The 25,349-nt window shown below is 72.8% G+C and carries 21 protein-coding genes and 2 pseudogenes; 12 read left to right on the top strand and 11 right to left on the bottom strand.

Annotated features, from left to right (window positions below; genetic code table 11):
• Positions 1–167: 167 nt before the first annotated feature.
• The 3 genes and pseudogenes from AB0O07_RS32450 to AB0O07_RS32440 all read left to right on the top strand — a co-directional run.
• A pseudogene (locus tag AB0O07_RS32450) lies at positions 168–581 on the top strand (Dyp-type peroxidase domain-containing protein); the annotation flags it as partial.
• Positions 535–1,236: a Dyp-type peroxidase gene (locus AB0O07_RS32445; protein ID WP_365640163.1), complete on the top strand. Its 702-nt coding sequence runs from the start codon at positions 535–537 to the stop codon at positions 1,234–1,236. The pseudogene AB0O07_RS32450 and the gene AB0O07_RS32445, both read left to right, overlap by 47 nt.
• A gap of 237 nt (positions 1,237–1,473) precedes the next feature.
• Positions 1,474–1,812, top strand: coding sequence for a deoxyxylulose-5-phosphate synthase (locus AB0O07_RS32440; protein WP_365640288.1), 339 nt, complete (start codon positions 1,474–1,476; stop codon positions 1,810–1,812).
• 31 nt (positions 1,813–1,843) lie between these two features.
• On the opposite strand, the gene AB0O07_RS32435 is transcribed toward AB0O07_RS32440, so the two are convergent.
• The gene (locus AB0O07_RS32435; protein WP_365640161.1) at positions 1,844–2,188 is read right to left on the bottom strand and encodes a hypothetical protein; all 345 of its coding nucleotides are present in this window, start codon (positions 2,186–2,188) and stop codon (positions 1,844–1,846) included.
• Positions 2,185–2,424, bottom strand: coding sequence for a hypothetical protein (locus AB0O07_RS32430; RefSeq protein WP_365640159.1), 240 nt, complete (start codon positions 2,422–2,424; stop codon positions 2,185–2,187). The genes AB0O07_RS32435 and AB0O07_RS32430 overlap by 4 nt, the downstream gene beginning before the upstream one ends.
• Positions 2,425–2,594: 170 nt before the next feature.
• Here AB0O07_RS32430 and AB0O07_RS32425 point away from each other — a divergent pair, with 170 nt between their 5' ends.
• The 3 genes from AB0O07_RS32425 to AB0O07_RS32415 are packed head-to-tail and all read left to right on the top strand — an operon-like array spanning position 2,595 to position 3,818.
• Positions 2,595–3,419 (top strand): helix-turn-helix transcriptional regulator, encoded by an 825-nt coding sequence (locus tag AB0O07_RS32425; RefSeq protein ID WP_365640156.1) that lies wholly within the window; start codon positions 2,595–2,597, stop codon positions 3,417–3,419.
• The gene (locus AB0O07_RS32420) at positions 3,416–3,622 is read left to right on the top strand and encodes a DUF397 domain-containing protein (protein ID WP_365640153.1); all 207 of its coding nucleotides are present in this window, start codon (positions 3,416–3,418) and stop codon (positions 3,620–3,622) included. The genes AB0O07_RS32425 and AB0O07_RS32420 overlap by 4 nt, the downstream gene beginning before the upstream one ends.
• A gap of 1 nt (position 3,623) precedes the next feature.
• Positions 3,624–3,818: a DUF397 domain-containing protein gene (locus AB0O07_RS32415; RefSeq protein ID WP_365640151.1), complete on the top strand. Its 195-nt coding sequence runs from the start codon at positions 3,624–3,626 to the stop codon at positions 3,816–3,818.
• A 34-nt stretch (positions 3,819–3,852) separates the two neighbouring features.
• Here the strand turns inward: AB0O07_RS32415 and AB0O07_RS32410 are convergent, their stop codons facing one another.
• Positions 3,853–4,797: an alpha/beta hydrolase gene (locus AB0O07_RS32410; RefSeq protein ID WP_365640150.1), complete on the bottom strand. Its 945-nt coding sequence runs from the start codon at positions 4,795–4,797 to the stop codon at positions 3,853–3,855.
• A 288-nt stretch (positions 4,798–5,085) separates the two neighbouring features.
• Here AB0O07_RS32410 and AB0O07_RS32405 point away from each other — a divergent pair.
• Positions 5,086–5,886: pseudogene (locus tag AB0O07_RS32405) on the top strand (leucine-rich repeat domain-containing protein); the annotation flags it as partial.
• Between the two features lie 63 nt (positions 5,887–5,949).
• On the opposite strand, the gene AB0O07_RS32400 reads toward AB0O07_RS32405, so the two are convergent.
• From AB0O07_RS32400 to AB0O07_RS32390, 3 genes are all read right to left on the bottom strand, one after another.
• On the bottom strand, positions 5,950–6,498 hold the full coding sequence (locus AB0O07_RS32400; protein ID WP_365640148.1) for a hypothetical protein: 549 nt from the start codon (positions 6,496–6,498) through the stop codon (positions 5,950–5,952).
• Between the two features lie 359 nt (positions 6,499–6,857).
• Positions 6,858–7,961 (bottom strand): phosphoglycerate dehydrogenase, encoded by a 1,104-nt coding sequence (locus tag AB0O07_RS32395; protein ID WP_365640146.1) that lies wholly within the window; start codon positions 7,959–7,961, stop codon positions 6,858–6,860.
• Between the two features lie 33 nt (positions 7,962–7,994).
• The gene (locus AB0O07_RS32390; protein ID WP_365640144.1) at positions 7,995–9,542 is read right to left on the bottom strand and encodes an Nramp family divalent metal transporter; all 1,548 of its coding nucleotides are present in this window, start codon (positions 9,540–9,542) and stop codon (positions 7,995–7,997) included.
• A gap of 287 nt (positions 9,543–9,829) precedes the next feature.
• On the opposite strand from AB0O07_RS32390, the gene AB0O07_RS32385 reads away from it, so the two are divergent.
• Positions 9,830–10,675, top strand: coding sequence for a DeoR/GlpR family DNA-binding transcription regulator (locus AB0O07_RS32385; RefSeq protein WP_365640142.1), 846 nt, complete (start codon positions 9,830–9,832; stop codon positions 10,673–10,675).
• Positions 10,676–10,798: 123 nt separating this feature from the next.
• On the opposite strand, the gene AB0O07_RS32380 is transcribed toward AB0O07_RS32385, so the two are convergent.
• The 5 genes from AB0O07_RS32380 to AB0O07_RS32360 form a co-directional block, all read right to left on the bottom strand.
• On the bottom strand, positions 10,799–11,836 hold the full coding sequence (locus tag AB0O07_RS32380) for a peptidoglycan DD-metalloendopeptidase family protein (RefSeq protein WP_365640140.1): 1,038 nt from the start codon (positions 11,834–11,836) through the stop codon (positions 10,799–10,801).
• Between the two features lie 187 nt (positions 11,837–12,023).
• Positions 12,024–13,619, bottom strand: coding sequence for an AbfB domain-containing protein (locus AB0O07_RS32375; RefSeq protein ID WP_365640138.1), 1,596 nt, complete (start codon positions 13,617–13,619; stop codon positions 12,024–12,026).
• Between the two features lie 364 nt (positions 13,620–13,983).
• Positions 13,984–16,932, bottom strand: a complete 2,949-nt coding sequence (locus AB0O07_RS32370; RefSeq protein WP_365640136.1) for a SpoIIE family protein phosphatase — start codon at positions 16,930–16,932, stop codon at positions 13,984–13,986.
• Between the two features lie 167 nt (positions 16,933–17,099).
• Complete coding sequence (locus AB0O07_RS32365) at positions 17,100–17,819, bottom strand: DUF4232 domain-containing protein (protein ID WP_365640133.1); 720 nt, start codon at positions 17,817–17,819, stop codon at positions 17,100–17,102.
• A gap of 232 nt (positions 17,820–18,051) precedes the next feature.
• Entirely contained in the window at positions 18,052–19,428 is a 1,377-nt protein-coding gene (locus AB0O07_RS32360) for a cysteine desulfurase-like protein (RefSeq protein WP_365640130.1), read from the bottom strand.
• 151 nt (positions 19,429–19,579) lie between these two features.
• Between AB0O07_RS32360 and AB0O07_RS32355 the strand changes: the two genes are divergently transcribed.
• From AB0O07_RS32355 to AB0O07_RS32340, 4 genes are all read left to right on the top strand, one after another.
• A complete protein-coding gene (locus AB0O07_RS32355; RefSeq protein ID WP_365640128.1) occupies positions 19,580–22,189 on the top strand; it encodes a Tox-REase-5 domain-containing protein in 2,610 nt (869 codons plus the stop codon).
• Between the two features lie 223 nt (positions 22,190–22,412).
• On the top strand, positions 22,413–23,165 hold the full coding sequence (locus AB0O07_RS32350; protein ID WP_365640125.1) for a hypothetical protein: 753 nt from the start codon (positions 22,413–22,415) through the stop codon (positions 23,163–23,165).
• Complete coding sequence (locus tag AB0O07_RS32345) at positions 23,162–23,701, top strand: hypothetical protein (RefSeq protein WP_365640123.1); 540 nt, start codon at positions 23,162–23,164, stop codon at positions 23,699–23,701. The genes AB0O07_RS32350 and AB0O07_RS32345 overlap by 4 nt, the downstream gene beginning before the upstream one ends.
• Before the next feature lie 138 nt (positions 23,702–23,839).
• Complete coding sequence (locus tag AB0O07_RS32340; RefSeq protein ID WP_365640120.1) at positions 23,840–25,243, top strand: S1 family peptidase; 1,404 nt, start codon at positions 23,840–23,842, stop codon at positions 25,241–25,243.
• Positions 25,244–25,349: the final 106 nt, after the last annotated feature.

Raw genomic sequence — 25,349 nt, 5'->3', positions numbered from 1 at the left:
CGGTACTGGCGGGTCGGCCTCGTGGGAAGGGAACGGAAGTTTTAAATGAGGCTTGCGGTCTGCGCTGAAGATCAGAATCACCGGTGTGTGCATGCGGGGAGGGAGGTCGGTGCTTGCCCCCACTCGCGGGTGACGCATGCGAACGATCCCTCTCCTGAGGGGGTGGGGTGAGGCGCAGGGCTCTGTTGCTGGGTTCCTCGTCGGCCGGGCTGGCGGTGGGGGCCGTTGCCGTCGGCGGTCTGTTGGCCCGTGGGGAGGGGGCCGATGGCTGGCGGGAGAATGGTGGTTCTCGGACTCCGGTGCAGTTGCGGGGGGTTGAGGCTCCGTCTCGGGTGGTGTTGGTGGCGTTGGATCGGCGGGGTGGGTCGCTGCGGGCGGTGGTGGCCGGGGCTCAGGCCGCCGGAGGGGGCGGGGTCTCCGTGGGGGTGGCCCTGGGGGCGGGGGTGTTCCGGGGCGCCACTGAGCGGCCCCGGCAACTTGTCGCGATGCCCGGGTTCGCGGGGGATCTGCTGGATCCCGCGCAGTCGCACGGGGATGTGCTGGTGCAGGTCGCCGGGGAGCGCACCGGTGAGGTACGGGCGGGGGCCGAGCGGGTCCTCGGGGGGTTGGCCGGGTGGCGGGTGCGGTGGCGGGTGGAGGGGAGCCGGGCCGGGAACCGGGTGGAGGGCGGTCGGGCGCTGGCCCGGAATCCGTTTCACTTCACCGAGGGGTTCGGTAATCCGGCGTCGGAGCGCGAGGCGCTGGACCGGGCGCTCGTACGGGCGGGGCAGGGGGGAGCCCCGGTGGGCGGTCGGGGGGAGTTATCAGGTCGTACGAGTCATACGGCTGGCGACGGAGCTGTGGGACAAGGACTCCGTGGAGGAGCAGGAGCGGATCGTCGGGCGCCGGCGGGACGGGCGCTGGCTCGACGGGGCGCCCGTGGACGAGCAGCCGAACTACCGTGCCGACCCCCGGGGCCGGCTGACCCCGCTCGACTCCCATGTACGGCTCGCCACCCCCGATCGGCGCCACCCGGCCCCGCTCGTACGGCGCGGGTACAGCTACGACCGGGGGAACGGGGACACCGGGCTGCTCTTCTCCTGCTTCCAGCGCGACCTGGCCCAGGGGTTCGAAGCCGTACAGAGGCGGCTGGAGGGGGAGGCGATGGCCAAGTACCTGCTGACCACCGGGGGCGGGTACTTCTTCGTTCCGCCGGCGGGGGATGACGGGTGGGTGGAGGCGCTGGAGCCGAGTTGAGGGGATGGGAGGGGGCGGCAGTGGGCGGGGCTTGTCGTTCTGATCGGGCGAAGGTTGTGGTTGTGCCCTGGGCTGTCGGTGGCCTGGTCTACGGTCGTCCGCATGGCCGAGCCCTCCTATCTGGCCGCCGTACGGGAGTCGTACGACACGGTCGCCGTCGATTACGTCGAACGCGTCCCGCCCCCGGCCGAGAAATCCGGTCGAGTTCGTGCCGGGCCGGCTTCTACTCTGGGCGGTATGGGCCATGGGAAGAGTTCTTATGTCTGCTTGCCCTGCCGGGCCTCGTACAAGCAGCCCTACGGCGGGTACGGCGATGACCGCGAGCGGCTCTGCCCGCGCTGTGCACGGGTGTTGATTCACGTGGGCTCCGCCTTCGCGCCGCCCCGGCGGCGGGACGCGGCGGGCTGGCGGACGCTTTCGGTGCTGCTGAACGCCGGGGTCCGCTTCCACAAGAGCTGTTGCGGCGGCCCGGGTTACCGTCCGCGCACGCTGGGCGAGGTGCGCGAACGGATGGTGTACGCGGAGAGGACCGGCGAGCCGTACGCCCGCGCGCTGGTGCGACCGGAGGTGCCGTAGCCCCGGGGGGTGCGTATCCCCCGGGCGCGGTCTAGCCGGGTGGCGGCGGGGGCGGGGGGTCGCCGAAGATTCGGTGGAAGAGGGCGGGTTCGTCCAGGGCGCGTAGCTCCGCCCGTACCAATTCCGCGCGTACGGAGTCGAGTTCGGCGCGGGCGGCCTCGCGGTGGTGCCACAGGTCGATGCGGCGGCGGAGCAGTTCCCGCTCGGCGGGGCCGTGGACCGGGTCCGCGTACAGCGCGCGCGCCTCGCGCCACAGGCCCCGGTCCCGGGGGGTTCGGTACCGGGTAGTTCGGTCCCGGAGAGTTCGGTCACGGAGGGCCCACCACCGTGCGGCGGCCTCGCGCTTGGCCGACAGCCACGTCCGTACGGGCCTCATCGCGCACCCGGCTCGGTGCCGTCCCCGCCGCAGGCCGCTCGGCCGCCGGCCGGCCGTTCGCCGGGCGGTTGTCCGCCGTCGGGGCCGCGGTAGTCGGGGCATACGGGGTTGCCGCATTCGCAGGGCGGCCACGTCAGCGGCGCGGCGGGCGCCGTCTTCTGTACGACCAGGACGCCGTCCGTCCCGTACGCCTCGATGAGCAGCGACATGCGCCGCCGGGCCTCGCTTTGTGCCATTGCGCAGCTCCTTGTCCGGTTGGTTCCTCACCCGGTCGTGTACCGGGTGTAGTCATTTGCTCACCGGAAAAACGGAGGAGCCAATAGAATGGGCCTACTTGAGCGGCATCACGCAAGGCGGTTGCCTGCTGCAATGCCGTGCGTGATCAGCTCAGCAGGAGGTCACAGCAGTGGACGAGGCGACGGCGGTCGAGCATTTGAATCCGCTCCAGCGCTTTGGACTTGACGTCAAAACCGTCCGGCTCGGGCGGAAGCTGACGCAGAAGCGGCTGGGCAACGCGACGGGGTACTCCGAGGCGTATGTCAGCCGGGTGGAGAGCGGCCAGTGGATGGCCAGCGAGAAGTTCGCCCGGGGCTGCGACCTGGCCTTCGGTACGAACGGGCTCTTCGTGGGGATGCTGCGCCGGATCGACGAGGGGGACCACCCGAGCTGGTTCGCGCCGTACCTCGACCTGGAGCGCAAAGCGACGCGGATACTCGATTACTCGTCCAACCTCGTGATGGGCATCCTCCAGACGAAGGAGTACGCGCGGGCCATCTTCGAGGCGTACTTCGTTCAGGAGGAGCCCGAGGTCATCGAAGGCAAGGTGGCCGCGCGGCTGCGCCGACGGGAGGTGTTCGAGCGGGAGAACCCGCCGCTGCTGTGGGCCATCCTCAACGAGGCCTGCCTGCGCACCGTTGTGGGTGACGCCGAGGTCATGGCCGGGCAGCTCGACCATCTGGTCGCGGCCGCCGCGTCGCCGCACATCACCCTTCAGGTCCTGCCGTTCAGTGCGGGCGCTCCGGCTGCGCACAGCAAGCAATTCACGGTGCTGCAATTCGCGGACTCGCCTGCCGTGTTGTACACGGAGACCCGGGTAGGAGGCAGGATGCACGACTCTCCCCGGACGGTCACCCCGGCACTGGATGATTATGATCTGCTCAGAGCACACGCGTTGTCACCGTGTCGGTCACTGGCGCTGATCAGGACATTGTCGAAGGAGTACCGCGCATGAGCGCTGGCTCGAAGTTCTTCACCGCAGAGTGGATCAGGTCCTCCTACAGCGACGCCAGCGGCGGGCAGTGCGTGGAGGTGGCTCACGGGGTCGCCGGTGTCGTGCCCGTGCGGGATTCCAAGGTTTCTGAGGGGCCGGTGCTGGTGTTCGCCGCGCCTGCGTTCGGGGTGTTCGTGGCGGCGTTGCGGCGGAGCGAGGGCTGACTTGAGTCCCGACTCGGTTGAGTGGATCAGGTCCTCCTACAGCGACGGCAGTGGCGGGCAGTGCGTGGAGGTGGCCCATGGGGTCGCCGGTGTCGTGCCTGTGCGGGATTCCAAGGTTTCTGAGGGGGCGGTGCTGGTGTTCGCCGCGTCTGCGTTCGGGGTGTTCGTGGCGGCGTTGCGGGGGCGCGAAGGGTGAGGGGTGAGCGGTGGGGCCCTGTGGGGTCGTGGGGTCAGTGTGGTGCGGGCAGCATTGATTCGATCTCCTGGAGCACCAGGTCGGGGCGCTCGGCCGGGATTTCGTGGGATGTGCTCTTCGCGGTGACCAGCGTTCGGTTCGGTGCCGCCCGGACGAAGGACGCGGCGGCTTCGCGCCAGCGTCGGGCGTCCTCGGGGGAAGCCTCGAAGGGGGTCTTCTCCGAGACCAGGACCGTTGCCGGTACCGAGTCCGGCCACGCCACCTTGTGGTACGCCTTGTGTGCAGGGGCGAAGTCCTTAGCGGTGGCTAGGAGTTGGCGGTTCTCCGGGCGCTCGGGGGCCTTTCTGGCCGCGTCGACCTGCGGCTGGGTCGCGGCCACCAGGCGGGGGATCTCCTCGTCCGTGAAGAACTGCGGCACATTGGCGTCCACCAGGACCGCCCCGGAGAGTAGCTCCGGGTTCTCCCTGGCCAGACAGGTCGCGATCTCGCCGGCCTGGGAGTGGGACACCAGGGTTATGTTCCCGGTGACGCCCAGCTCCCTGAGACCCGCCCTGAGGTCGCTTACGGCGTTCTCCGCCTTCCACGGGCCGGGCACCACGTCGCTCTTGCCGAGCCCGGCCCGGTCGTAGGTGATGACGGTGGCACCGGTCGCCGCGTGCAGCCGGGGAACGATGTCCTTCCACTGCGAGGAGTCCTCGCCGCCGCCCGAGTCCAGGACGACCGTGGGGCCCTTGCCCCGCGTCACGTAGAAGGCCACTCGGTGACCGTCGTTGTCGACCAGATGCGGCCTTTGCCCTTCGGCCGCCCGGACGGGATGCGGGGGCGAGGGGGTGGCGGGGGAGTCCCTGTCGCTCCAGGCCCTGACCGTGACGGCGGTCAGCGCCAGCAGGGCGAAGGAGAGCAGGGCCGGGGTCAGTCGGGATCGGTTCGTGGAGTGGGTGCGGGGGTGGGGGTGGGTGTGGGGGGTGATGCGGGGCATGGGGGATCCTCTGGGCGTTGGGGGAGAGGGGGGAGGGGGGCCGGCGCGGCTGCCGTGCGGTGTCCATTCTTTGAGGGGTCGGGCGGTCGCGGAATGCGGCTGGCCTGCGCATCGGTGGTGCGGGTGATGTGTGGGTGAGGGGTGGGGATATCCCCCTGCGGTGAGCCGCCGGGGCGGTGGGCCGGTGCGTTCTGTCGGCGGGGGCGTTGTCAGTGCGGCTTGGTAGAACTGAGGGGCGGTGGACGGACGCCCCGGTTCTGACGCGTCGTGACGGGAGGAGCAGCGCGCATGAGTTTCCACGAGTACCTCGACGAGTGGCACGGCCTGCCCGCGTTCACTTTTCCCGCGCCCGGGGAACGCGGGGGAGAACTCGGGGAAGAAGAGGGGGCGCTGCCCGCTGCCGGGGCCGTGGCCTGGCGGATTACTTCGCACTGGCTGATACCCGGGGAGACGTACCGCCGCGAGGACACGTGGGAGAGCACCTTCGGGAGGTTCCTCGACGCCGTCGACACGGCCGGGGTGCGGGCCCTGATCGTCGGGGACTGGGGGGACGCCCAGGACACCGACCCCTCCGAGGCCATCGGGGCGCTGCTGGCCGCGCGGGACCGGCTGCCCGCGCTGCGGGCGGTGTTCCTCGGGGACATCCTGGACGACGAGTGCGAGCTCTCCCGGATCGGGCAGACCGATGTCACGCCGCTGCTGGCCGGTTTCCCCGCGCTGGAGGAGTTCGGGGTGCGGGCGGGGGAGGGCGAGAGCATGGGGGAGGAGCTGACCCTGGCCTTTCCCGCGCTCCGCCATGACGGCCTGCGCAGGCTGACCGTGCAGAGCGCGGGGCTGTCGGCGGAGGTCGTCCGGGGGATAGGGGCCAGCGAGCTGCCCGCGCTGGAGTTCCTGGAACTGTGGCTGGGGACCTCGGAATACGGCGGCGACGGTACGGTCGCGGACCTGGCGCCGATTCTCTCCGGCGCCCGACTGCCCCGGCTCCGCCACCTCGCCCTGCGGAACAGCGAGATCCAGGACGAGATCGCCGCCGCCGCGGCCTCCGCCCCGGTGGCCGGACGCCTGGAGACGCTGGATGTCACGTCAGGGTGGGGGGAGTGAGAGGAAGGGGAGGAGACGGGGGGTAAGAGGGACGGGGGAGTGGGCGGGGCTTCAGAGGAAGAGGAGGGCTGATGCCGTTGTCGCGCCCAGGGCCGTGCCCGCGAGGGTCTGGGCGGGGGTGTGGTACGAGAGGGCCACGCGGGACCAGCAGACCGCCGCCACCAGCCCGTAGGCCAGGAGCCACCAGGGGGAGTGGGCTGCCGCGAGGAGGGCCACCACGGCGGAGGCCACCGCCGCGTCGACGGAGATCTTCCATGCCGTGTTGACGGCCAGGAGACCTACCGTCATCAGCCACAGGGCGAGCATCGACGCCAGGATGCCGGCCGGGGCGTCCGCCAGGACCATGATGAGCGTGCCGGTGCCGATCGAGCTCAGGATGACGAAGAAGATCGGGGCGCGTTTCGTACGGTCGGCCACATGGCGGTCGGCCCAGGCGCCGCGCTTCAGGTGCCAGGAGATGTAGCCGGCCGGTACGAGCCCCGCGCACACCCCCGCCAGCAGCCCCCACAGGATGCCGGTCCAGTCGCCCGCCGTGGCCAGGCCTATCGCGGGCATGCCGGCCAGGATGACGTTCCTGGGCTGGAGGATGTCCGTTGTCACCCGGGCCCACGGTGACTCGGAGGTCGATGAGGGCGATGAGGCCGATGAGGCCGATGTGGGTGACGAGGGCTGCGCGGGTGGCGCGTTCTTGGGGGAGGGGTTCTGCGGCAATTCGTCCGCTCTCTGGGGGCCCATTCCTGATGCTGATGAGCTTTGGGCAGAGGTGTAGCCCTTCGCGACGGGGGATGCACGAAGGGCTACGCGACCCATTATGACACCTTGTCAGGGCGTTCGACAGCCGACCTGCCAAAGACTGTCTGTTTTTCCAGGTCAGAGGTATTGCATTGGGGTGGGGGACGGGCTTTGGAGGGGGTGGTTCCGGGTGGAGGGGGACATTCCGGGCGGCGGGTGGGGCCGTGTCAGACCACCGCGTTCCGCGGGGGCTCGCCGCGGAGGACTCGTACCACGTCGGTCGCCACCGCCATGCCCATCGCCCGGTTCGCCTGGTCGCCGAAGGCCGCGCAGTGCGGGGTCAGTACGGTGTTGGGCGCGCCCAGGAGCGGGTTGCCGGCCGGGGGTTCGGCGCTGAAGACGTCGATGCCCGCGCCGCCCAGGTGGCCGCTGTGCAGCAGTTCGGCCAGCGCCTCCTCGTCCACCAGGCCGCCGCGCGCCGTGTTGAGGACCAGGGCGCCGGGGCGGAGCGCCGCCAGCTCCTGGCGGCCCAGCAGTGGTCCGGCGTCCGGGGCGAGGGGGAGGTGGAGGGTGATGGCGTCGCAGGCCGGGAGGAGATCGGGGAACGGTGCGGAGCGTACGCCTGCCTCCGCGAAGACCTCGGGGGGCAGGTGCGGGTCGTACGCCACCACCTCCATGTCGAAACCCCGGGCGCGCCGCGCCACCGCCTGGCCGATCCTGCCGAAGCCGACGACCCCGAGCGTCCGGCCCGCCAGCTCCCTGCCGAAGAAGCGGTCCCAGCGGCCCTCGGTGACCGATACATGGGCCGGGACGATCTTCCGGGCGACGGCGAGCAGCAGGGCGAAGGTCTGGTCGGCCACGGCGCCGGTGTTGGTGCCGGGCGCGTTCACCACCCTTACGCCCCGCTCGCGCGCCGCGTCCAGGTCGATGTTGTCCGTGCCGACGCCGTGCTTGGCGACGACCTTCAGCCGGGGCGCCGCCTCGAACACCGCCGCCGTCACCGGGTCCAGGCCGACCACCAGGGCGGTGATCTCCGCCGCCTCGGTGGCGAGTCGCGCTTCGGGGAGGGGGTGGGTGCTCGGGGTGCGGTGGGCCGGGAAGCCGGCCGCCTCGAAGATCTCCCAGGGGGCCCGGGACGTCTGGGCGAAGCTCGGGGTGGTGATCAGGATGCTCTCCCCGGTGGGGGTGTTCTCCCGGTTCAGGGGGGCGTTCCGGGTGCTGTTCTGGGGGGTGCCCCGGGGGTCGTTCCGGGCGTCGTTCTGGAGGTCGTTCCGGGCATCGTTCTGAGTGTTGTTCTGGGGGGCTTGCTCGGGGTGGTTGTTCTCTTGCATGGGGGTCCCTTCCTCCCGTGGGTGCGCTCCGTGTCAGCCGATTCCCAGGCCGAAGACCTCCAGCACCGAGTAGACCCCCAGCGCCCCGATCGCCGTACTGCTTGCCACCAGCGCCGTGTTGAGGCCCCTGCTCCGCCGGAACCGTTCGTCGACGTCCGCCGCGCGCAGGTGCCAGACCGCGATCACCACCGCCAGCAGGAAGATCCCGCCCGCCACCCCGCCGATCTGGACCATCAGCACCGGTGACCGGATGAAGAGGTAGAACGAGGCCCAGAGCGGCGGCAGCGCCACGGTCAGGACGCGGACGGCGCGCGTACGGACCCGTACATCCGTCCAGTCGATCACGCCCAGCAGGCCCAGCGTGTTCGTCCACAGCCTGGGGACACTCGCCGTCGAGCCGACCAGCGTCGAGAAGAGCACCGCGATCGCGCCGACCAGGAAGAGGACGTGCGCCCAGGGGCCGAGCGTGTCGGTGTAGACGCGGGAGAGGGTGGTGATCATCTCGTTTCCCTGCGGCACCAGGCCCTGCGGGTGGAGCACCGCCGCGCCGATCACGTAGAAGGCGAGCGTGCAGAGGGTGCAGACCGCCCAGGAGAGGAGCGCGTCGATCCGCATCACCCGGATCCACCCCTCCGCCCGCCGGGCGCGCTCCTCGGTGCCGTCGTCGGGGCCGGTCCACCGCGCGTACCCCTTCTCCAGGCACCAGTAGGTGTACGTGGTCATCTCGTCGGCCCCGACGCCCGTGATCCCGAACATCGCCACCGCGAAGCCGACCGTGCCGGCCGGGATCGCGAAGGTCAGGCCGGCCGCCAGCTCGCCGGTGCCGTACGAGAAGTCCGTCCACGGGAGGCCGAGCGCGAGGCCCACGGTGATCAGGGTGAAGATCACCACCGTCACGAAGGCGGTCTTCTCGACGGCGCTGTAGCGGCCTGAGTACATCAGGGCGATCACGGCCGCGACGGTGATCACGGTCCAGATGGTGAGGGAGGTGGTGCCGAGGGCGGGGCCGCCGAGGGGGAGGAGGATGCTGCACGCCGCCGCGGTGCCGCCGATCAGGCCGCCGCGCTGGAGCATCTTCGCGAAGTCCATCAGGATCCACAGGATGTTGATCCAGCCGACCCCGGTGGCGGCGGAGGTGCCGGTGGCGGAGGTGCCGTCGGCTTCGGCGGCGGTACGGCGGCGGCCCGCGAGCCTCGGGCCCACCTGGGCGTAACCCGCCAGCGCGGTACGGCCGGTGAGGATGGTCCAGCGGGCCAGTTCGATCTGCACCCACACCTTGACCAGCGCGCTCATGATCACCAGCCACAGCAGCACGAACCCGGCCTTCGCGCCGAGCGCCGTGGTGGTGATCAGCTCGCCGGAGCCGACGACGGCCGCCGAGAGGACCATGCCGGGGCCCAGCCGCCGTACGGTGCCACGGAAGCCGGTGGGCGGCTCCTCGGCGTCGGCGGGGCGGAGCGCGTACGGGTCGGGGGCGGCCGGGGCGCTCGCGGAGGCCGGGGCGGCCCGGGAGCCGGGGGTGTCCGGGGCGCCCGGAGGGCGGTCGTCCGGTGCGTGGTCCGTCGTCTCTGCCGTCGTCATGCTTCTCCCGCCTCGCCGCCCGCCGTTGGGCGCGCCCGAATGCCGTGCGCACCGAATGCCGTGAGCACCGGATGCTGTGCACACCGAATACCGAGTGCTGCGCGTTGCGTGCAGAACGCTGACATGTGCTGCGTGAAGTACGCAAGACTCTGTACGCTGTCTTCTGAGACGAGGACGCCGGCGGCCCTGTCCGACGGCGTCCCACGGCGTCCGACGACGCCCGCCCGAGGCACGCGGCGGGCGCTAACCTGTCCGGTGACCCCGGGCGACCAGAGGATGACGACGCGATGGATCCGCAGCACGCAGCCGAAGCCCCCGGCCCCGCCGCCCCCGGCCCCGAAACCTCCGGCCCCGCCGCCCCCGGTGAGCGGCCCCGGGCCGGGGACCGCCGGGAGCTGATCCTGCGGATGGTCGCCGCCGACGGCACCGTGGCCGTGGAGGAGTTGGCCCGTACGCTCGCGGTCACCCCCTCCACCATCCGGCGCGACCTGGCCCTCCTCACCGAGCAGGGCAAGCTGGCCCGTACGTACGGCGGGGCCATCACCCCGGGGCACGCCCCCGAGCCCTCCCTCAACCAGCGTTCAGGGCTCGCGGTGGCCGAGAAGGACCGGATCGCGCGGTGGGCGGCTGCGCGGATCGCGCGCGGCGATACGGTCATCCTCGACGCCGGTACGACCACCGGGCGGCTCGCCCGTCATCTGCGCGGGCGGCGTGAACTCACCGTCATCACCAACGGGCTGACCACCCTGGTCGAGCTCGCCGAGGCGGACGGCATCGAGGTCGTCACCCTCGGCGGCACCCTGCGCCATGTCAGCCACGGCTTCGTCGGCCCGCTCGCCGAACTCGCCCTCTCGCGCCTCACCGCCGACAAGGTCTTCCTCGGCGCGGACGGGCTCGACGCGGCGCTCGGGATCTGCGAGGCGAGCCTCCAGCAGACCTCGCTCAAGGAGCTGATGGCGGCGCGCGGCGCCGAGGTCTATGTCCTCGCGGACAGCGGCAAGTTCGGGCAGCGCCCCTTCACCGCCTGGGCGCCGCTCGACCGGGCCTGGACGCTCGTCACCGACACCGGCGCCACGGAGGAACAGCTCGCGCCGTTCCGGGAGTCGGGGAACGTCACCGTCGTGACCGTCTGAACCGGCAACCGGCAACCGGCAACCGGCAACCGGCCCCCGGGCGCCCTCCGTCGCGGGGTGCCGGCCCCTGGCCGAGCAGGCCCTGCCTGAACAGGCCCTGGCCAGGCCCTGCCCGAGCAGGGCCTAGCTGATCAGGCCCTTCTCGCGCAGGTACGGCAGCGGGTCGAGGTCCGAGCCGAAGGACGGGCCCGTGCGGATCTCGAAGTGCAGGTGGGGGCCGGTCACATTGCCCGTCGCGCCCGAGAGGCCGATGACCGTGGAGCCCTCCACCCGCTGGCCCTCGGCGACCTGGATCTGCGAGAGGTGGGCGTACTGGCTGTACGTGCCGTCGTCGTGGCGGATGACGATCTGGTTGCCGTAGAGGCCGCCGTCGCCCGCCGTCGTGACGACCCCGGGGCCGATCGCCCGTACCTCCGTGCCGGTGGGCACGAGGAAGTCGAGGCCCGTGTGGAGCCCCGTCGACCAGTTCGGGCCCTTCTGGTGGTACGGGGCGCCGGCCGGGCCCGTCACCGGGAGGGTCCACTGGCCCGGGAGCGAGCCGCCCGCCGGGACGACCATGTACGCGGAGACCTTCAGCACCCCGCGTACGTAGTCGAACGTCGCCCCGTCCTCGCCGCTGGCGCGCGGCACGCCGCCCGCCTCGGCCACGGTGTCCCACCCCGCGTGGTACGCCGCCAGGGCGATCTCCATCGGCTTGCCCCGGTAGTCGGGGTGCTCCTTCGCCTTCTCCAGGAGGGCGCACATGGCGCGGCCCTGGGCGGGGATGGCGTCGGCCGGGTTCCAGACGTCCGGGGTGCCGTTCTTGTCGGCGTCGTACCCGTACAGCTTCCACGCGTCCGGGCGGAACTGCGCGATGCCCTGCGCGGGCGGGCGGTCCCCGGACTCCAGCGACTGGGCGCGCGGCTGGAAGTTGCTGCCCTGCTTGAGCTGGGCCGCCAGCACGGTGGCGGGGAGCTTGGGCTTGCAGTCGGCCGCCGCGTCCAGGATGAGCTGCCCGTACTCGGGCGGTACGCCGCCGTCCCCGTCCTTGAGCTCGGTGGACATCGGCGCGGGCGCGCCGGTGCCGACCTGGGCGTCGCCGTCGTTGACGGTCGAGATCATCAGATAGCCCAGGCCGAGCGAGACCGGAGCCATGACCAGCCCGGCCAGCACCGGGATCACCCACCGCCCGTTCCCCACGCTGTCCCCCCAGTTCGGGTGTTCGAATCCCCCGGCGGTGTGACCTTATGTCATCGCCCTGGGTGGTCCGGTCCCGGCCCGTGGGGGGCCGGGACCGTCGTGCACGTGGCTGCCCCGCAGGTCAGTCGGTCAGCAGGGCAACCGGGCAGTCGGTCGGTCAGGCAGTCGGTCAGTCGGTGACCATGCGGAAGGCCGAGTCGGCCCGGTAGGTGTTGCTGTTCTGGTACGGGTCGAGCCAGAGCTGGAAGTTGCGGTGCCGGATGTAGCGGCCCGGGTAGTTGACGGACTCCAGCATGATCTGGCCGCCGTTGCCGTTGCCGTTGCCATAGCCGTAGCCGTAGCCGACGGTGCGCGGGCAGAAGGTGGCGTCCTTGCCGAAGAGGGCGCTGCCGTCGTTCTTCGCCGCGCGCAGCCGGAAGTTCTGGTGGCGTACGTAGCGGCCGTCGCTCAGGGTGAAGGAGTAGCACCGCTCGTCGGAGAGGCCCTTCTTGACCGTGAGGGCGGCGCTGTTCCGGCTGACGGAGTCGAGGTAGCCGAGGCCGTCGCCCCGGATGTTCCAGTAGCGGTCCGGGTAGTTGACGGCCTGCATGGACGCCTCCCGGTTCGGCGAGTTGACGGGCTGGCCGACCGAGCCGCCCTTGCCGCCCCCGGTGGAGGAGGAGCCGCCGGATCCGGCGGGCGAGGTGCCCGGACCGGGGTCCGAGCCTTCCTTGGAGCCCGTACCCGAGCCCTCGCCCTTGCCCTTGTCCGTCCCCGAGTCGCCCTTGTCGTCGGCCGGCGCGCCGCCCGCCGAGCCGCCCGCGCTCTCCTCGGCCGGGGCGTCGGGGCTCCCCGTGGCGTGCGGGGCCTCCTTGGAACTGTCCTTGTTCTGGGTGTCGGAGCCGGAGCTCTCCGCGTCGGAGAGCGAGCCTGCCGAGTCGTGGCTGTCCCCGGGGTTCCCCTCCGGGGGCACCGGGTAGCCGCGCAGTCCGGGCACGGTGAGGTCGGTGACGGGCGCCGACGCCCGGCCCGCCTCACGGTCGTTGCCGCCGGTCATGGTGATCAGGGTGATCCCGCAGGCCAGCGCCGCGACGCCGACCAGCACGGTGACCCAGAGGGAGCGCGGATACCGCTCGTCCTCCTCGGACTTCGCCGCCGCGTCCGCGAAGCCGTGCGGCCCCTGGGGCCCGTAGGGGTCGGACGGCCCGTAGGGGTCCGCGTGCCCGTAGGGGTCGTACGGGGTGTGGGGGCCGCCGCCACCCGTAGGGGTTCCCGTAGGGGGTACGGGGAGCAGGCCGGTGGCCCCGGCGGAGAGCGCCGCCCCGGCGGGGACGGAGGCCCCGCCCGAACCGCCCGAACCGCCCGGGAAGCCGAGGCCGTTCGGCATCCGCTCCGGGGGGAGCCCCCGGGGCAGGGCGCGCGGGCGGTTCTGGGCGCTCGGCAGCGCGGCGGGGGTGGCGCGGGCCGGGGCGAGGGTGGGGCAGGGGCCCGGGTCGGGGTCCGCGAAGAGTTCGAGGTCGGCCGGGTCGGGGCCGGGGGGCGGTGCGGCGTGCCTGCTGCCGCCCTTGGCCGCCCCCTTACGGGCCCCCTTAGGGGTGCCCGTACGGCCGTTCAACCCGGCCATCAGGGCCGAGATCCCCTTGCCGGGGGCGGCGGACGGGGTGGCCGACGAGGGCAGCCCGCCCGGGGGCACGGGGACGGCGCCGGGCGGGCCTGCGGGGGGTTCCTGGTCGACGGGGCGGGGGTCGATGGGCCGAGTGGGGTCGGCGCCGCTCATCTCTGACATGCGCAGCTTGCCTCCAGCGTTTCCCTCGGGGGACGGGGAACACGCGGATCCGGGCGTCGCGGGGACGCGGATGGCCGAGCACAACACGGCCATGGGGGAGGAGTTTTGGGTGGTGCGAGGGTGATGTCGTGGTGTGACTAGTGGAAGAGTAGTTGAACAAGTGAGTTTTTCGTAAAGGGAGATGGGGCCGAATACGGGGCCGCAAACGCGCGACAGGCGGTTTGGCGCGATGCGGCGCGTCTCGCCGGACCCGGTTCCCCCGGCGTTCCGTTCCTCCTGAGGCTTCTGGCCTCGGAGAGTTCAGGACGGCGATGCTCGCATCAATTCCCTTGGTCTGCGCGGCCGTTGCTCAGATATGGCGGAATTACGCCCCCGGGAGCGCCTGCTCCGTCCAGATGCATTTGCCCGTCGCCGTGTACCGCGTCCCCCACCGCTGGGTCAGCGCCGTCACGAGCTGGAGCCCCCGCCCGCCCTCGTCCGTCGCCGAAGCGCGCCGGATCCGGGGGGTCGTCAGAGAGCCGTCGCCGACCTCGCAGACCAGTGCGGCGCCGCGCAGCAGCCGGAGCCGTACCGGGCCCTTGGCGTGCCGTACGACATTCCCGACCAACTCGCTGACCAGCAGCTCCGTCGTCACCGCCAGTTCGTCCAGGTCCCAGGCCGCGAGCTGCTCCCGGACATGCCGGCGCGCCTCACCGGCCGCCTGCGGATGGGTGGGCAGCGGCCAGGACGCCATCTGGTCGGGGGCGAGCGCGTGGACCCGTGCGACCAGCAGCGCCGCGTCGTCCGGCGCGGTCCGGCCGGCCGGGAGCAGCCCGGCGGTGAGGGTGTCGCAGAGCCGGTCCAGATCGGCGGCGGGGGAGGTGTCGGCCGTACGGAGCAGACCGGCCAGCGCGGCCATGCCCTCGTCGAAGTCCCGGCCCGGCGCCTCCACCAGGCCGTCCGTGTAGAGGACCAGCAGCCCGTCCGCCGGAATCTTCAACTCGACCGTCTCGTAAGGAGGTTCGCCCGCGCCGAGCGGCGGGTCCGGGGCGAGGAGCGGGAAGTCGACCGTGCCGTCCGGGTGGACCACGGCGGGCGGCGGGTGGCCAGCGCGGGCGAAGGAGCAGATCCCGGTGGTCGAGTCGTACAGCGCGTAGAGGCAGGTGGCGTACGAGTCCTCGCCGAGGTCGCCGACGATCTCGTTGAGGTGCCCCATGATCTCGTCGGGCGGCAGTTCGAGCCCGGCGAGCGTGTGGACGGCCGTCCTGACCCGCCCCATGGTGGCGGCCTCCGGCAGCCCGTGCCCCATCACATCCCCGATGACCAGGGCGACCTGCCCGGCCGAGAGCGGGATGATGTCGTACCAGTCGCCGCCCACGTCCATGCCCTGCCCGGCCGGCAGATAGCGGGCGGCGGCGGTGCACGCGGGCAGTTCGGGGAGGGTACGGGGGAGGAGCCCGCGCTGGAGCTCCTGCGAGCGGGTGTGCTCGGCGTCGTAGAGCCGGGCCCGCTCCAGTGCGTGCGCGACGAGCGCGCTGATCGCCGTGAGCAGGGTGCGGTCCTCGTCGGGGAGGCGGCGCGGCCGGTCGAAGGCGATCACACAGACGCCGAAGGTGTGGCCGGAGGCGATCAGCGGCAGGAACGCCCAGGAGGCTTTGGCGGCCTGGGAGGGGCGTTGGCGCAGTCGCGGGTAGCGGGCCATGAACTCGGCGGCGGAGGAGAGGAAGAGCGGCGTCCCGCTCCTGACCGCCTCCCAGATCGGGCCGCCGCGCGCCGAGCTCTCCCGGGTGATCGCGTCGATGAACCCCCGTGGATAGCCGACGGATCCGATCTGCGAGAGCCGGTCGCCGCCCCGCTCGACGGCGAGCACCATCAGCCCGCCGGCGCCGAACGGCGGCAGCACCCGGCGCGCGACGGCCTCCACCACATCGCGTGAGGTGGTCGCCCCGGCGAGCGCCGAGGTCAGCTCGGCGATCCGGGTGGCGCGGGCGGCGGCGGCCCGCTCGGCGGCGGCGCGCTCCGACTGGTGGCGGCGGCGCTCGGTGACATCGGTGAAGTAGAGGGTGAGGCCGTCGGGCACGGGGACGATACGGAGGTGGAAGCTGCGCCCTGTGCCGGGGGAGCGTACGTCGAAACCGGTGGCCCGGCCCGCCGCCGCGGCCTTCCGGCAGCGCGCCTCCAGACCGGGGACGCCGCGCACGGAGGGCAGTTCCCAGAGGATCCGGCCGTACAACTCCTCCTCGGAGGAGCCGAGGGTCTGCTCGGCCGACAGGTTGGCGAAGGTGATGCGCCACTCCTCGTCGACGGAGAGGAACCCGTCGGTCATATGGCGCAGGGCGCGGCTGAGGGCCTCGCGCGAGGTGCGGGCCTCGTTGCTGTCCCAGGCCCGGCCGACCATACGGACCGGCTCGCCCCGGTCGTCCAGGACGACCCGGCCGCGCGCCTGGGTCCAGCCGTAGCCGCCGCCGGGGCGGCGCACCCGGTACTCGGCCTCGAAGACGGTGCGGTTCCTGATCGCCTTCCCGGCGGCGGCGAGGGTCGGGGGGAGGTCGTCGGGGTGGACGATCTTCATCCAGCTCTCGACGCGGGGGACGAAGTCGGCCGGGTCGGTGCCGTAGATGTCCATGGCGGCGTCGTCCCAGGCCAGCTCGCCGGTGCGGATGTCCCAGTCCCAGGTGCCGACCTGGACCGCCTTGAGCGCCTTACGGAGCCGGCCGCCGGGTTCGTCGCCGGGGGTACGGGCACGGGCGGGCGGCGGGGCCTGCGCCATCCGCTCCTCGGCCCAGGCGACGACGGCGCGGAGGAAGTCCCACTGGGCGGCGGTGGGGCCGGCGGGTCCGGCCGGGCCTGTGGGGCCGGTGGGACTGGTGGGTCCGGTGGGTCCGGTGGGGGAGGTAGGGGCTACGGGGTCGGCGAGGAGGAGGGTGAGGGCGCCGACGGTACGGTGCGGGTGGGGCGCGGCGGGCTCGTAGTCGCGGCCCGCCACCGGTACGGAGGCGAAGCCGGAGCCGGGCCAGACCGGGCCCCCGTCGTCGCCGGGCGGCACGGGGAGCCACACCCCCGGGGTGCCGGCGGACCGTACGGTGCCGTCCTGGCGTACCGCGCGGGCGGGGGCGGTGGGGCCCTCCTGGTCGAGGATCTCCCAGGTCTCCACCAGGCGCGGGGGCAGCCCGGTGGACGACACGAGCCGCAGCGCGGACATGGGTCCCCGCAGATGGACGGCCCCGCCCAGGGCGCCCAGCTCGGCCACGGAGTGCTGGAGCGCGAGCCGGAACACCTCGCTCTCGGCGATGCCCCGGTCCACGGTGGCGAGGAGATCCAGCCGTGCGTTCATTACTCAAGAGTACATGTCGGACATGTGATATTCATCACTTATTACGCCTGTGGGGGCCGGCACCCGACCCACGGGCGCCGGCCCCCACAGGCGGCGGTTCGGCAGACGGTGCCGCCGGTTGTCCGGTCGGCGGGGTCGCCGGTTGTCCGGCAGACGGTGTCGCCGGTTTAGAGGAACGGCTTGACGACGTCCGCGGCGTTGGCGTGCCAGTTGGTGACCTGCGGCTTGTTGATCGTCACGTCGTCGCTGACCTTGAACGCGCCGCCCTCCCCGGCGTCGCTCTGGGAGACGGAGACGAAGAGCTGCTGGAAGCCGGGGCCGTCCTCACCGGTGCTGTCGGGGTTGATGCCGATGTACGCGGCGGCGCCGTCCTTGAGCTTGACCTTCTCGGCGGCGCCCCGCTCGATGGCGGTCGCGACGGTGCTGGAGTCGGAGCCCCACATGACGTCGGGGGCGCCCTCCAGGTAGCAGGTGACGCCGGACTTGGCCTTGACGGTGACGAGGTAGTAGCCGCCCGCCTGGGTCTCCTCCGTGAGGGAGAAGTTCAGGTCGCCGTTGTCGCACGCCTTCGCGTAGTAGTCCTGCTTGGCGCCGTCGACGTCGTTGTCCGCGCCCGAGCCGGAGGAGCCGGAGGAGCCGGAGGAGCCGGAACCGGAGTCGGAGGAGCCGCCCGAGCCCGAGCCCTTCGAGCCGGAGTCGCCGCTGCCCGAGCCGCCGGTGCTGCCCGAGCCCCCGGTGGAGGCGGTGGCGCTCGCCTCGGCCGCCGCGTTCGCGTCCGCGTCCGGGTTGCACGCCGTCGCGGTGGCGGTGAGGGCCACCATGGCCGCTGCGGCCAGGGCGATACGGGCGGAACGGGTGCGGGTACGGGGGGCGAGGCGCGGGCGCATCGGGAGCTCCATCGGGGGTTCGGGGGTGCTGACGGGTTGGCAGGTGGTGCGTTCGCGCCGGCGGTCCGTGGTGTGCGCGGTGTGCTTGTTGTGCGCGGTGTACTTGGTGCCGGCGGTGTGCTTGTTGTGCGTGTGCTGTGTCCTGCTGACGTCGTCAACATTAGGGCTCGGGAGATCTTCAATTGATCCGGTAAATGTCCGGGTTCTGTCCCGCCGTGTTCGACCCCTCGGCTCACCCCGCCAATTCGGCCACTCCGGCGAGGAAACGCGCCACATCCTCCTCGTCGTTGTAGTGGACCAGCCCCGCGCGCACCGCCCCGCCCGTGTCCCGCAGCCCCAGTGAACCGGTCAGCTCCCAGGCGTAGTTGTGGCCGCTCCAGACGTTCACCCCGCGCCGCGCCAGGTGTCCGGCCACGGCGGCCGGGGGGTGCCCGGCGACCCGGAAGTACGCGGTGGCGGTACGGCGCGCGGGGGCGCCGTACAGGGTGACCCGGGGCAGTGCGCGGAGGCCGTCGAGGAGGGTGCCGAAGAGTTCCCGCTCGTACCGTTCGACCGCCGCCATCGACGCGAGCAGCCGCGCCCGGCGCGGGACCCGTGCGCCGTGTGCGCCGTGTGCGCCGCGTTCGCCCGGTATCTCTCCGGAGGGGGCTCCTGAACCCCCCAGCCCGGCGAGGTGGTCGACGGCGGCGGTCACCCCGGCCAGGTCACCGAAGGGGAGGGTGCCCGTCTCGAAGCGGTGCGGGACCGTCTCCGGCGAACAGGCCAGCTTCTCCGGCCGCAGGGACGCCAGCAGCGCCGGGTCGGCGACGACCGCGCCGAGGTGCGGGCCCGACCACTTGTACGCGCTGGTCGCGTAGAAGTCCGCGCCCAGCGCGCGGGCGTCGACCGGGCCGTGCGGGGTGGCGTGCACCCCGTCGACATACGTCAGCGCGCCCGCCGCGTGCGCCTTCGCGGTGATCGCGGCGACGTCGGGGCGCGTCCCCAGGATGTTGCTCGCCGCCGTGACGGCGACGAGACGGGTCCGCGCCCCGAGCAGCGCGTCGTACTGTCCGGCCGGCAACTCCCCGCTGTCCGGGTCGACTTCGGCCCACCGTACGACCGCACCCGCCCGCTCGGCCGCCTGCACCCAGGGGCGTACGTTCGCGTCGTGGTCCAGCCGGGAGAGGACGACCTCGTCGCCCGGCCGCCAGGTGGCGGCGAGGATCCCGGCGAACCGGTAGATCAGGGTGGTGGTGTTGGCGCCGAGGACCACCCCCTCGGGCTCCCCGCCGACCAGGTCCGCGAGGGCGCGGCGGCAGCCGTCCACGAGGGCGCCGGCCCGCTCGCTCGCCGGGAACGCGCCGCCGACGTTGCCGATGCCCGCGCGGTACGCGGCGGCGATCGCCTCGATCACCGGCTCGGGCGTCTGGGTACCTGCGGCGCCGTCGAGATAGGCGGTGCCGTCGCGGAGGGCGGGATAGACGGCGCGTACGGCCGCGATGTCGAAGGCGACGGTGTCGGGGGCGGTCTCGGGGGCGGTGTCCGGGGCGGTGTCGGGGGTGGTGTGGGGGGTGTCGTCCGGGGCGGTCTCGGGGGTGTCGTCCGGGGTGGGGCGCGTGTCCGTATTCATGGCGAATGCCTTACCCATGGCCGTGTTTTGTATCACCTCTGAACCGAAGTGCCGCGAGCCGGTGACGGGGTACGTGGTGCGGTCGTAGCCTGACGGACTGTCATGGCGGGATTGTCATGGCGAGGTCAGACGCGGCCTGATGGGGGAGCACATGTCCGGGTTCGGGGGTACACCGGCGTATGCCGGCGGAGGCGGTACGGGCGGAGGGGCGCCCGGGGGCACCGGGCGGGTGGCGCTGCCGCGCGAACTCGCCGTGGCGCGGGTGCTGATCCACGTTCTCTTCGGCGCGACGGTGCTGGGCGCCGTCGGGCTGTTCGGCTCCGCGCTGGCGGCGGACGCGATGAGCGCGCAGATCCTGGGCGTCCTGGTGTACGGCGCCGTGCCCGGCGTGGCCGGGTGGGTGCTGTCGCGGCGTGTCTGGTCCGGTGGCCGGGGGGTGTGGGCCGGGCTGCTCGCCGTACAGGGGTGGCTGTTCCTCGGCGGGCTGGGCAATATCCCGGCGGGGTCGGGGCACGGCTTCGCGCAGCTCTTCCTGCCGACGCTGATCCTGATGTTCCTGCTGCGGCGGGAGAGCCGGGAGTGGTTCCGGCTGCCGGAGTACGAGCGGGAGGACCGGCCCGCGTTCTCCCTCCCGCACATGATCACCTGGCGGCGCGACCGGGGCCAGACGGCGATGGAGTACCTCGGCCTGATCACGGTGGTCGCGGCGGTCGTCCTGGCGCTGACCCTGGGCGGCCTCGGCGGACGTATCACGGACGGACTCCAGTCGGCGATCTGCTCGTTGACGGGGACCTCCTGCCCGGCGGAGGGCGGCGGGAGCGTCGCCTCGGGGGACGGGGAGGACTCCGGGGGCGGGGCCGACGGGGGTACGGACACGGGTGGTTCGGCCAACGGGGGCGCGGCCAACGGTGGTACGGACACGGGTGGTTCCGTGGACGGCGGTGCCGCCAAGGGCGGTACGGGGGCGGACGGTTCGACCGGCGGCGCGGCGAACGGCGGTGCCGCGAACGGTGGTACGGCGACGGCCGGGACCGGCGGCTCGGACGACCCCGAGTCCCGCTCGGGGCCCGGCTCGGACGCGGGCTCCGGCTCCGGCTCCGGCTCGGGCTCCGGCGGCTCCGGTGGGACCAGCGGTTCCAGCGGTTCCAGCGGCTCCGGCGGTTCCGGCGGTTCCGGTTCCGGTGGTACCGGTCCCGGAGGGGCCACTGCCGGCTCCGAGGACACGTACCCCGAGACGAGCGTCGAGCCGGAGGAGGAGTACGACGGCCCCGGTCTGGACACCGACGACACCGAGGACACCGACGGCTCCGGCCAGAAGAAGGAGGACAAGGAGGACTGCGGCGGCTGGGGCTTCTTCGGCTGCGCCTGGGACCGCACCACCCAGGTCGCCAAGGGGCTCTTCGTCGACGGTGTCTGGGGCGACCTGACCGGGATCGTCGATCTCTTCAAGCCCGATACCTGGAAGGGGATCGCCGACTACGGCGGCCAGCTCGGCGACAAGTGGGTGAAGGACTCCGACGGCGCCGGCGACAAGTGGAAAAAGGGCGACTACATCGGGGCCTTCACGGGCTGGGGCAAGGCCTCCCTCAAGACCGTGGTGAAGGTCGGCGACGACATGTTCATCGGCGACGACGTGCGCGATCGCTGGAACAACGGCCAGAAGACCCGGGCCGTCACCGATGTCGTGTGGAACGTCGGCTCCCTCTTCATCCCGGGCTACGACGTCGCCAAGGTCATCGGCAAGACCAGCAGGCTCGGCGCGATCGGCAGGGCCGCCAGCCGGGTCGCCGAGGCCGCCGATGAGGCGGCCGAGGCGGCGCGCAAGGCCCGGAAGGCCGCCGAGGCGGGCGATGTCGAGGGTGCGCGCAGGGCGGCCAAGGACGCCGACGAGGCGGCGGACCGGGCGGAGGACCAGGCCCGCAGGACCGGCTGCACCATCGCCATCGGCCCCGGCGGCGGCCCCGGCGGCGGACAGCGGTACGGAACCGGCGGCGGGTCCGGCGTACCGGGCGGGTCCGGCGTCCCCGGATCCGGCACCGGAGTGCTCGCCTCCGGGAGCGCGGGCCGGGTGGTCCTCGCCGAGGCGGGCTGCGACGAGAAGGCCAAGGCCGAGGCGGCGGAGGCCCGTAAGAAGGAGCGGGAGGCGTGGCTGGCGAAGAAGCGCGCGGAGGAGCCGGAGCGCGCCAAGAAGGCGCTGGAGAAGAAGAAGCCGTACCCCGACCCCAAGCACGGCGACACCTCCGACCCGCGCAACTACAACCCGCCGGAGTGGGCGAAGGACCTGAAGGACCACAAGCTGGGGTCCGCCGACGCGGGCGACGGCTACTGGGCGAGCCGGGACCGCAACCCCAAGCCCAACTGGAAGAACGAGTCCTGGACCCGCTACCAGGAGCAGATCACCGGCACGAACCGGGCCCAGGAGTACGTCGTACCGAACCCGAAGGAGGGCAAGCCGCCGGTCGAGTACGACGGCTGGGACTCCGGCCGGCAGACCTTCCTGGAGGCCAAGAACGGCTACAAGAGCTACCTCCAGAAGGGCGACAAGGGGACGCTCACGAAGTCGGGCAAGGAGAAGTTCGTGAAGGAGGCGCGCGAGCAGGTACGCGCGTCGGGCGGCCGGCCGGTGGAGTGGCACTTCTCCGATCCGGACGTGGCGAAGGCGGCCCGCAAGGCGTTCCGCGAGGAGGGGCTGCCGATCCGGGTCGTCCATACGGTGCAGAAGGAGACGGGCGGCACCAGGAAGCCGGAGGCGTTCAACTGAGGGGTACGGGACGGAGGGCCACGGGGCGGTACGGAACCGCGCACTAGCCTGGTGGCGGCGGAGCCGGACGGGCCCGATGGCCCGCGCGGCACGGACAGTACGGACGGCACGGACGGCACGGATGGCTCGTACCGTCCGGCCGTCCGGCCGTCCGGACGGCCGGACAGCACGGACAGTACGGACAGTACGGACAGCGCGGACGGTACGGACGACGGAGATGGGCATGCGACGCGTGGTACGGGGCTTCTGGGGCCCCCGGGTGGAGTCGGCCGAGGCGCTCGCCGGCCGGTGGAAGCGCACCCTCGATGAGCTCGGCCGGCTCGGCCCGGGCGGCCCGGCCGGGGGGTCCGGCGGGGGGTGGGCCTGGCGGCAGGTGCACTCCGACGGGCCCGCGACCGGGATCCGGGCGGAGGAGGCGGACCTGCTCACCGCCCTCCGCGCGGCGGCGGCCTCCGACGACTGGTCGGACGGCGCGGGGCTCCGGCTCTTCGCCGAGGCCGGTGCCGCTGCCGGTGCCGGTGCCGGGGCGGGGGCGAAGTGGGAGGTGGAGGTCAGCGGCCGGGCGGGCGCGGACTCCGAGTTCCTGCTCCAGTCGATGGTGATCGGCGTCGAAGCCCCTGAGGGGGCGGAGGGCGCCGGGTTCCCGTACGCCGGGCTGCTCGCCGCCGTCGCCGGTATCTGGGAGCCGGACTTCGGGGATGTCACCGACGACGACGTGCTCGATGTCCTGGAGGACGAGGGCGGCTTCGTCTCCGGCGACCCCGCCCTCGGGTGGGCCGGATACCTCTCGCCCGCCCGCGCGGCCCTCGTTCCGGACGGCCTGGACGTCGTCCGCGAGGAGCTGGGCGGCGGGGGCGTCCTCCTCACCGTCGCGCCGGAGGGCGGCACCGGCGCCGTGCTCCGGGCGTCGCTGCGGCTGCGGGAGACCGGCGCGCTCCAGCCGCTGCCCCGGCCCATGACCCGGGCCGTGCTGTGACCGTCCGTATCGGCGAGACCTTCGTGCTCGCCCGCGCGGTCGCCGAGGCCGAGGCGCTGCGCACCGCCGAGTTGCCGGCCGCCGGGCCGGTCCCGGCGGAGTCCGACGTCGAGGAGGAACCCGGCACCGGCGAGTGGATCGCCACCACCGGCGCCGGGTTCCGGATCGTGCCGCTCTGGGAGAGCGGGGGGTTCACCGGCGTGTACGAGGCCGAGTGGAGCGCCGCCCAGGAGGAGTGCGAGGGCCATCTCCGCGCCCTCGTCGGCGCGTTGGAGGAACGGTGGGGCCCGCACCGGCGGGTCGCCATGCATGTGCCCCTCTTCCGGGCGCAGGCGGGCGAGCCCATGCCGCCGGTGTTCCGGGCGCTCTGCGACCAGGAGGCGTACGGCGACCTGTCGGTCTGGGGGCCGCTGGGCGAGGGGGCCGGCGGGCCGCGCTGGGTCGGGGTCTCCCTCTGCCAGATCGACGGGGACGCCCCGATGGTGCTGGTGGCCGTCGTGACCGACGAGGAGATCGCGCAACTCCCCGACCGCTGAAGGAAGTTACGGGCAAAGATTTCCCCCGCCCCGCGTTGAACCGTTCCGGCGCGCCGTACGTATGGGAGGAGGGCCCTTCCGATGCCCGGGGCTCCGGCGCTGGCAACGTCGTACCGGTACGACCTTGGGGGCCCACGGATGAAGCACGCGCGACGCCACCTCCGGCGCTTCACGCGCCTCGCCGCTGTCGGCGGGCTGCTCTGCGGCGGCCTGCTGGTCTCGAACGCCGTGGCGAACGAACCGGCCAGAGCCGGAAGTGACGCCGCCGGCATGTCCGTCGGCCAGGTCGGGGCCGAGCTGGTGGACCGGCTCGGGACCGCCCGTACCGCCGGTACCTGGATCGCCGACGACGGGCAGCCCGTGGTCGCCGTGACCGACGAGGACGCGGCGGCCGAGGTACGGCGGGAGGGCGCGCGGCCCAAGGTCATGCGGCACAGCATGGACCAACTCACCTCCGCCACGCAGGCGTTGAGCGAGGCTCCCCGGGTCCCCGGCACCGCCTGGTCGGTGGACTACCGGAGCAACCGGGTCGTGGTGCAGGCCGACACCACCGTCTCCGCCGACGACTGGTCCCGGCTGACCGGCCTCGCGGACGGCATCGGAGACGCGGTCGAAATGAAGCGCGCCGAGGGCGAGTTCCGTACGAAGGTGAACGGCGCGGCGCCGATCTTCACCAACAGCGACCGCTGCTCCGTCGGCTTCAACGTGACGGACGGCACCACCAACTTCGCGCTGACGGCGGGGCATTGCGGGCCGACCGGCACCACCTGGTTCCAGGACAGCGGGGGCGCGTCGCTGGTCGGCTCCACGGTCGCCTCGACGTTCCCCGAGAGCGACTTCTCCCTGGTGCAGTACGAGAACCCGGCGGCCTTCGACGGGACGAGCACCGTGGACATCGGCGGCGGCCAGGCCGTCCGGATCGTCGGCGCGGCGGATCCGGTCGTCGGCCAGCAGGTGTTCCGCAGCGGCTCCACGACGGGGCTGCGGACCGGCCAGGTCACCGCGTTGAACGTGACGGTGAACTACCGCGAGGGCGCCGTCACCGGCCTCATCCAGACCACGGTCTGCGCCGAACCCGGCGACAGCGGCGGCCCGCTCCTCGCCCAGGGGGTGGCGCTCGGGGTGACCTCGGGGGGCAGCGGGGACTGTACGACCGGCGGTACGACGTTCTTCCAGCCGGTGACGACGGCGATGGCCGCCCTGGGGGTACGGCTCGCGGGGGTCGAGAGCGGCGGCAACGAGACGGCCACGGGGGACCGGGACGGGGCGGTCGACCCTGCCGTGCCGGCCCCTACGGGTACGGGCACGGGCAGCGGCGTCCCGGCCGGGACCGGTACGGGTACGGGGCTGAACGGCGGGGGCAGCGTCGGGGTGGGGGCCGGGGTCGGCACGGGGACGGGCGTCAGCTCGATCGTGGACTACCGGACGCTCGTACCCGGGCTGGCGATCATCGTCGTGTCCCTGCTCGGGCTGGTGATGGCCCAGCGGATGTGGGCCGACAAGGCGAGCTACCGCAGTCAGTACGCGCAGAGCTGGGGCTGATCCGGGGTGATACGGGTCGGGCCGGAGCGGTGGACTCGCGGCCCCCGCCGGCCCCCGGTGCCCGGCCCCCCGGTGCCGGATACCGGTACCGGATGTCCGTATCCCG

The sequence above is a fragment of the Streptomyces sp. NPDC093085 genome (assembly GCF_040683935.1).
Lineage (GTDB): Bacteria > Actinomycetota > Actinomycetes > Streptomycetales > Streptomycetaceae > Streptomyces.
This window is presented reverse-complemented; position numbering and strand designations above follow the sequence as displayed.

Excerpts from the sequence above, each read along its gene's own strand:
- AB0O07_RS32445 (WP_365640163.1), top strand. The coding sequence starts at position 535 with ATGTGCTGGTGCAGGTCGCCGGGGAGCGCACCGGTGAGGTACGGGCGG.
- AB0O07_RS32440 (WP_365640288.1), top strand. The coding sequence starts at position 1,474 with ATGGGCCATGGGAAGAGTTCTTATGTCTGCTTGCCCTGCCGGGCCTCG.
- AB0O07_RS32435 (WP_365640161.1), bottom strand. The coding sequence starts at position 2,188 with ATGAGGCCCGTACGGACGTGGCTGTCGGCCAAGCGCGAGGCCGCCGCA.
- AB0O07_RS32430 (WP_365640159.1), bottom strand. The coding sequence starts at position 2,424 with ATGGCACAAAGCGAGGCCCGGCGGCGCATGTCGCTGCTCATCGAGGCG.
- AB0O07_RS32420 (WP_365640153.1), top strand. The coding sequence starts at position 3,416 with ATGAGCGCTGGCTCGAAGTTCTTCACCGCAGAGTGGATCAGGTCCTCC.
- AB0O07_RS32410 (WP_365640150.1), bottom strand. The coding sequence starts at position 4,797 with ATGCCCCGCATCACCCCCCACACCCACCCCCACCCCCGCACCCACTCC.
- AB0O07_RS32395 (WP_365640146.1), bottom strand. The coding sequence starts at position 7,961 with ATGCAAGAGAACAACCACCCCGAGCAAGCCCCCCAGAACAACACTCAG.
- AB0O07_RS32390 (WP_365640144.1), bottom strand. The coding sequence starts at position 9,542 with ATGACGACGGCAGAGACGACGGACCACGCACCGGACGACCGCCCTCCG.
- AB0O07_RS32385 (WP_365640142.1), top strand. The coding sequence starts at position 9,830 with ATGGATCCGCAGCACGCAGCCGAAGCCCCCGGCCCCGCCGCCCCCGGC.
- AB0O07_RS32375 (WP_365640138.1), bottom strand. The coding sequence starts at position 13,619 with ATGTCAGAGATGAGCGGCGCCGACCCCACTCGGCCCATCGACCCCCGC.
- AB0O07_RS32370 (WP_365640136.1), bottom strand. The coding sequence starts at position 16,932 with ATGAACGCACGGCTGGATCTCCTCGCCACCGTGGACCGGGGCATCGCC.
- AB0O07_RS32365 (WP_365640133.1), bottom strand. The coding sequence starts at position 17,819 with ATGCGCCCGCGCCTCGCCCCCCGTACCCGCACCCGTTCCGCCCGTATC.
- AB0O07_RS32360 (WP_365640130.1), bottom strand. The coding sequence starts at position 19,428 with ATGAATACGGACACGCGCCCCACCCCGGACGACACCCCCGAGACCGCC.
- AB0O07_RS32355 (WP_365640128.1), top strand. The coding sequence starts at position 19,580 with ATGTCCGGGTTCGGGGGTACACCGGCGTATGCCGGCGGAGGCGGTACG.
- AB0O07_RS32350 (WP_365640125.1), top strand. The coding sequence starts at position 22,413 with ATGCGACGCGTGGTACGGGGCTTCTGGGGCCCCCGGGTGGAGTCGGCC.
- AB0O07_RS32340 (WP_365640120.1), top strand. The coding sequence starts at position 23,840 with ATGAAGCACGCGCGACGCCACCTCCGGCGCTTCACGCGCCTCGCCGCT.